A 6,415-nucleotide genomic window follows, 5' to 3' on the forward strand; every position below is an offset into this window, starting at 1 on the left:
TACCGGGGTATGACACGGGCGTTCAGGTGCGCCAGCGGCCGGCCAGGGCGGGGCCGAGCTGGTCGAAGTGGCGCTCGATCAGGGCGATCATGCCCTCCGGGCCGTCGGGTTCGCGGTCGGCCGTCCAGGACAGGTGGGCGGCGCGCAGCACGCTGCCGAAGACGGCGGCGAGCACGGTGGGACGCAGGTCCTCGCGCGGGTCCAGGCCTTCGCGTTCGGCGAGCACCTGCACGACGATCCGTTCCTGCTCGGTGACCCGGCGCAGGTGGGCGGCGAGCAGGGTGGGCGCGTCCTCGATCATCCGCATGAGTTCGAGGGCGCTGGTGATCGAGCCGGGGCCGGAGGCCTCGGCGTTCCCGAGGTCGCGCCAGGCCTTGACGATCGAGGCGCGCAGGGCTTCCAGCGGGGACTCCTCGGCGGGGCGGTGGCGCAGGCACTCGATGAAGTAGTCCTCGGCCTCGGCCATGACGGCGAGCGCGACCTCGTCCTTGTTGGCGAAGTAGCGGAAGAAGGTGCGCTGGGAGACGTCGACGGCGGAGGCGATCTCGTCGACGGTCGTGCGGGCGAAGCCCTGGCTGAGGAAGAGCATGTGGGCCGCCTGGACCAGGGCGTACCGGGTCTGCTGCTTCTTGCGCTCGCGCAGCCCGGGTGTCCGGCCGAGGTCCTCCGGGGTGCCGGTGGGGCGGGGGGCGTGAGCGGCCATGGCGGGGGCCTTCCGGGGCGCTGGTGTGGCGGGTGGGAGGACAACCTTAGCGCTCTGACAAATGGCAGTAATGGCCAGAAGTCACTGTTTGCCGAATGTCAGCAGCTGACATAATCTGCGGCGAGTGGCGCCCGTCGGGCCGGGGCACCTGTGGGGACGGGTGGGCCGGGGCGCCACGACCACGTTCCGACCGAGCCACGCCCCCGGAGGGCCCAGATGAGCCAGTCCGTCGTCAAGAACTCCGAGGCGGACGCCGCGCCGCCGCCGACGCCACCGTCCGGGGGCGGCCTCAAGGGACACCCCTGGCTGACCCTGCTGACCGTCGCGGTCGGCGTCATGATGGTGGCGCTGGACGGCACGATCGTCGCCATCGCCAACCCGGTGATCCAGGAGAAGCTGAACGCGGCGCCCTCCGAGATCCAGTGGGTCACCAGCGGCTACCTGCTCGCCCTGGCGGTCTTCCTGATCACCGCCGGCAAGATCGGCGACCGCTTCGGCCACAAGTCCACCTTCCTGGTCGGCGCGGTCGGCTTCGCCGCCACCTCCGCCGCGATCGGCTTCGCGGGCAACATCCAGACCGTGATCGCCTTCCGGGTGCTCCAGGGCCTGTTCGGCGCGCTGCTCCAGCCGGCCGCGCTCGGCCTGCTGCGCGGCGCCTTCCCCGCCGAGAGGCTCAACATGGCCATCGGCATCTGGGGCGGCGTGATCGGCGCCTCCACCGCGGCCGGCCCGATCGTCGGCGGCCTGCTGGTCGAGCACGTCAGCTGGGAGTCGGTGTTCTTCATCAACATCCCGGTCGGTCTGATCGCCCTGGCGCTCGGCCTGTGGATCCTCCAGGACGTGCGGGCCGAGAACGCCGCCAAGTCCTTCGACGTCCCCGGCATCGTGCTGCTGTCCGCAGGGATGTTCGCGCTGGTCTTCGGCATCATCAAGGCCCCCGAGTGGGGCTGGGGCGACGCCCGCACGCTGCTGTTCCTGGGCGGCGCGGTGCTGCTGATGGTGCTCTTCGCGCTCTGGCAGGGCAAGGCGCGCGAACCGCTGATCCCGCTGGGCCTGTTCCGCTCGGTGCCGCTGTCGGCGGGCGTCCTGCTGATGGTTCTGATGGCCTTCGCGTTCTTCGGCGCGATCTTCTTCGTGACCTTCTACCTGCAGAACGTGCACGGCATGAAGCCGGTCGAGGCCGGCGTCCACCTGCTGCCGATGACCGGCATGATGATCGTCGGCTCGCCGGTGGCCGGCATCGCGATCGGCAAGCTCGGCCCGCGGATCCCGATCGTGGCGGGCATGCTGATCACCACCACCGCGATGTTCGGCATGTCCACCCTGGACACCGGCTCCGGCAACGGCGTGATGTCGCTCTGGTTCGTCCTGATGGGCCTCGGCATCAGCCCGGTCATGGTCGGCGCCACCGAGGTGATCGTCGGCAACGCCCCGCTGGAGCTGTCCGGCGTGGCCGGCGGCCTGCAGCAGTCCGCGATGCAGGTCGGCGGCAGCCTCGGCACCGCGGTGCTGGGCGCGCTGATGGCCGCCAAGGTCGGCGACGTGCTGCCCGGCAAGTGGGCCGGGGCCGGCCTGCCGCCGGTCGAGGGCCCGCAGGCCGAGGGGCTCAAGCAGGCCGCCCAGCTCGGCATCGCCCCGCCGGCCCCGCCCGGCACCCCGCAGCAGGTGGTGGACGCGATGGCCGGCGCCGTCCACGAGTCCTTCGTCAGCGGGATGTCGCTCGCCTTCGCGGTCGCCGCCGTGGTGGCCTTCGGCGCCGCCGTGCTCGGCCTGCTCACCCGGCGCGGCGCCACCGACGCGGGCCCCGCCGTGCACATCTGACGCGCGCCCGTGCACCACGGCCCCGGACTCGGCGGAGTCCGGGGCCGTCGTGGTGCGGAACGCCGAAGGGGCCGGACCTCGCGTGGAGGTCCGGCCCCTTCGGTCACCTACCGGGTGATCAGGCGTCGCCGCCGGCGGCGCCCGGGTCGGCCGCGGTGACGTCCAGCAGCTGGTAGCGGTCGATCGCGTCCTTCAGCGCCGAGCGGTCGACCTTGCCCTGCTTGGCGAGCTCGGTGAGCACCGCCAGGACGACCGACTGCGCGTCGATGTGGAAGAAGCGACGGGCCGCGCCACGGGTGTCGGCGAAGCCGAAGCCGTCGGCGCCCAGCGACTGGTACTGGCCCGGCACCCAGCGGGCGATCTGGTCCGGCACCGCGCGCATCCAGTCGGACACCGCGACGACCGGGCCCTCGGCACCCTGGAGCTTCCGGGTGACGTACGGCACGCGCTGCTGCTCCTCGGGGTGCAGCAGGTTGAACTCCTCGGCCTCCACCGCGTCGCGGCGCAGCTCGTTCCAGGAGGTCGCGGACCAGACGTCGGCCTTGACGTTCCACTCCTCGGCGAGGATGCGCTGGGCCTCCAGGGCCCACGGCACGGCCACGCCGGAGGCGAGGATCTGGGCCGGGATCTGGCCGGCGGTGCCCGGCGCGTACTTGTGCAGACCCTTGAGGATGCCCTCGACGTCCACGTTCTCGGGCTCGGCCGGCATCTTGATCGGCTCGTTGTACACGGTGAGGTAGTAGAAGACGTCCTCGCCGTTCGGGTGCTCGGCGCTGGAGCCGTACATCCGGCGCAGACCGTCCTGGACGATGTGCGCGATCTCGAAGCCGTACGCCGGGTCGTACGCGACGACGCCCGGGTTGGTCGAGGCCAGCAGGTGCGAGTGGCCGTCGGCGTGCTGCAGGCCCTCACCGGTCAGGGTGGTGCGGCCGGCGGTGGCGCCGAGGACGAAGCCGCGGGCCAGCTGGTCGGCCATCTGCCAGAACTGGTCGCCGGTGCGCTGGAACCCGAACATCGAGTAGAAGACGTACACCGGGATCAGCGGCTCGCCGTGGGTGGCGTAGGCCGAGCCCGCGGCGATCAGCGAGGCGGTGCAGCCCGCCTCGGAGATGCCGTCGTGCAGCATCTGGCCGGTCGGGGACTCCTTGTAGGCGAGGAGGAGGTCCCGGTCGACCGACTCGTAGGTCTGGCCGAGCGGGTTGTAGATCTTCGCCGACGGGAAGAGCGAGTCCATGCCGAAGGTGCGGTACTCGTCCGGCGCGATCGGCACGAAGCGGTTGCCGATGCCCTTGTCCCGCATGAGGTCCTTGAGCAGCCGGACGAACGCCATGGTGGTGGCGATGGTCTGGTTGCCGGAACCCTTCTTGACCGCCTTGTACGCGTCGTCGCCGGGCAGTTCCAGCTTGCGCGGGCGGACCTTGCGGGTCGGCACGTAGCCGCCGAGCTCCTGCCGGCGGTCGTGCATGTACTGGATCTCTTCCGAGTTGCGGCCCGGGTGGAAGTAGGGCGGGTAGCCCTCTTCGAGCTGCTTGTCGGTGATCGGCAGGTGCAGCCGGTCGCGGAAGCGCTTCAGGTCCTCGACCGTCAGCTTCTTCATCTGGTGGGTGGCGTTGCGGCCCTCGAAGTTGGGGCCCAGCGTCCAGCCCTTGACCGTCTGGGCCAGGATGACCGTCGGCTGGCCCTTGTGCTCGCGGGCCGCCTTGAACGCCGCGTAGATCTTCTTGTGGTCGTGGCCGCCGCGACCCAGGTGCTGGATCTGCTGGTCGGTCATGCTCTCGACCATCTTGCGCAGGCGCAGGTCGGAGCCGAAGAAGTGCTCGCGGATGTACTCGCCGGACTCGGTGGCGTAGGTCTGGAACTGGCCGTCCACCGTGGTGTTCAGCTTGTTGACCAGCACGCCGTCGCGGTCCTGCGCGAGCAGCGGGTCCCAGCTGCGGTCCCAGATGAGCTTGATCACGTTCCAGCCGGCGCCCCGGAACTGGGACTCCAGCTCCTGGATGATCTTGCCGTTGCCGCGGACCGGGCCGTCGAGGCGCTGCAGGTTGCAGTTCACCACGAAGGTCAGGTTGTCCAGGCCCTCGCGGGCCGCCAGCGACAGCTGGCCGAGCGACTCGGGCTCGTCCATCTCGCCGTCGCCGAGGAAGGCGTACACCTGCGAGTCGGAGGTGTCCTTGATGCCGCGGTGCTCCAGGTAGCGGTTCATCCGGGCCTGGTAGATCGCGCCGAGCGGGCCGAGGCCCATCGAGACGGTCGGGAACTCCCAGAAGTCCGGCATCAGCCGCGGGTGCGGGTAGCTGGAGAGGCCGTACGGGGCCTTCGACTTCTCCTGGCGGAACGCGTCGAGCTGCTGCTCGGTGAGTCGGTCCAGGAGGAAGGCGCGGGCGTAGATGCCGGGGGAGGCGTGACCCTGGAAGAAGATCTGGTCGCCGGACTCGCCCTCGGCGTCCTTGCCGCGGAAGAAGTAGTTGAAGCCCACGTCGTAGAGCGACGCGGAGGAGGCGAAGGTGGCGATGTGGCCACCGACGCCGATGCCGGGGCGCTGGGCCCGGGAGACCATGACGGCCGCGTTCCACCGGGTCGCGTTGAGGATCCTGCGCTCGATCTCCTCGTTGCCGGGGAAGAACGGCTCGTCCTTGGTGGCGATGGTGTTGACGTAGTCCGTGCTGCGCATCTCGGGCACGGCGACACGCTTCTCGCGGGCGCGCTCGATCAGCCGCAGCATCAGGTAACGGGCACGCTCACGCCCCCGCTCGTCGATGGCCGCATCGAGCGACTCCAGCCATTCCGCGGTCTCCTCGGGATCGAAGTCCGGGACCTGACTCGGAAGGCCGCCAATGATGATCGGGTTGCGATCGGATCCGGAAGCCACGCTGTTCCTTCACTGTCGGTCGAAACTAGAGGTGTGTCGCGCCGCCTCCATCGTGCTACCGCATTCGGAGATCCGTCATCTCTACCGATCGGTAACCGTTCCGCCTGTTGGGCGGTCCGGTCTGGTGGTGCGCGGCACGGGCGTCTTCGTCCGCTCCGCACACCCCCTGGTGTTACGAAAAGAGGTGGTCCGACCTGGTGTCCCGTCCGCCCGATGGCGGGCGGCCGGGGTGAGGGCCAACAGGAGACTCTACGCCCGCGCATGCGCGGACCCCGAATGCCGTTCGCATCTCGGGCACGCGTACGGCCTGTGGGCCCGGACCACCCGAAGCATCCTTGTCCCATGCAGAGAAGGGCAAATCGGTGTGATTCCCGACACGTCGAACGGCGTGTCCCGGTGCGACACGTCAACCTTTGGAGGGGATCGGGGGTCGGGTACTTGCGCGAACCGCCGCGCCCGTGTGGACTACGGCCACAGCCTCGGCATGGACGCCGAGCCGAATACTGGAGGTTATTCCCGTGAGCGCGACCGCGGACCCCGCGGACAAGTCCAACCCGGCGGCCCGTCTCAACTTCGAGGGTGGCCAGATCGTCCAGGAGCTGGGGTACGACGAAGACACTGACCAGGACCTCCGCGAGGGCATCGAGGAGATCACCGGGACGGATCTCGTCGACGAGGACTACGACGACGTCGCGGACGCCGTCCTGCTGTGGCACCGCGACGACGACGGGGACCTCACCGACGCCCTCGTCGACGCGCTGGAGTACCTCGCCGAGGGCGGCGTCATCTGGCTGCTGACGCCCAAGACCGGGCGGGACGGCCACATCGAGGCCTCGGACATCAACGAGGCGGCCCGTACGTCCGGCCTCTCCCAGACCAGCTCGATCAACATCGTCAAGGACTGGGCGGCCACCAGGCTCGCGACCAAGTCCACGGCGAAGCCGGGCGGCAAGCGCTGAACGGGTCCTGAAGCCCCCGCCGGGCCCCGCCGGGGGGGCCCGGGGGGGGCCCCCCCCCCCCCT

Annotated in this window: 4 protein-coding genes; 2 read left to right on the plus strand and 2 right to left on the minus strand. The window is 70.2% G+C overall.

Features of this window, described 5'->3' with window-relative positions:
* Positions 1 to 22 precede the first annotated feature (22 nt).
* Positions 23 to 703 (minus strand): TetR/AcrR family transcriptional regulator, encoded by a 681-nt coding sequence (locus tag ABT048_RS26425; protein WP_350523981.1) that lies wholly within the window; start codon positions 701 to 703, stop codon positions 23 to 25.
* Between the two features lie 216 nt (positions 704 to 919).
* On the opposite strand from ABT048_RS26425, the gene ABT048_RS26430 reads away from it, so the two are divergent.
* Positions 920 to 2,524, plus strand: a complete 1,605-nt coding sequence (locus ABT048_RS26430) for an MFS transporter (protein ID WP_350523982.1) — start codon at positions 920 to 922, stop codon at positions 2,522 to 2,524.
* A gap of 118 nt (positions 2,525 to 2,642) precedes the next feature.
* Here the strand turns inward: ABT048_RS26430 and aceE are convergent, their stop codons facing one another.
* Positions 2,643 to 5,393: a pyruvate dehydrogenase (acetyl-transferring), homodimeric type gene (aceE, locus tag ABT048_RS26435; protein ID WP_350523983.1), complete on the minus strand. Its 2,751-nt coding sequence runs from the start codon at positions 5,391 to 5,393 to the stop codon at positions 2,643 to 2,645.
* A gap of 518 nt (positions 5,394 to 5,911) precedes the next feature.
* Between aceE and ABT048_RS26440 the strand changes: the two genes are divergently transcribed.
* The gene (locus ABT048_RS26440; protein WP_350523984.1) at positions 5,912 to 6,352 is read left to right on the plus strand and encodes a DUF3052 domain-containing protein; all 441 of its coding nucleotides are present in this window, start codon (positions 5,912 to 5,914) and stop codon (positions 6,350 to 6,352) included.
* Positions 6,353 to 6,415: the final 63 nt, after the last annotated feature.

The sequence above is a fragment of the Kitasatospora sp. NPDC096140 genome (assembly GCF_040303045.1).
GTDB lineage: Bacteria > Actinomycetota > Actinomycetes > Streptomycetales > Streptomycetaceae > Kitasatospora.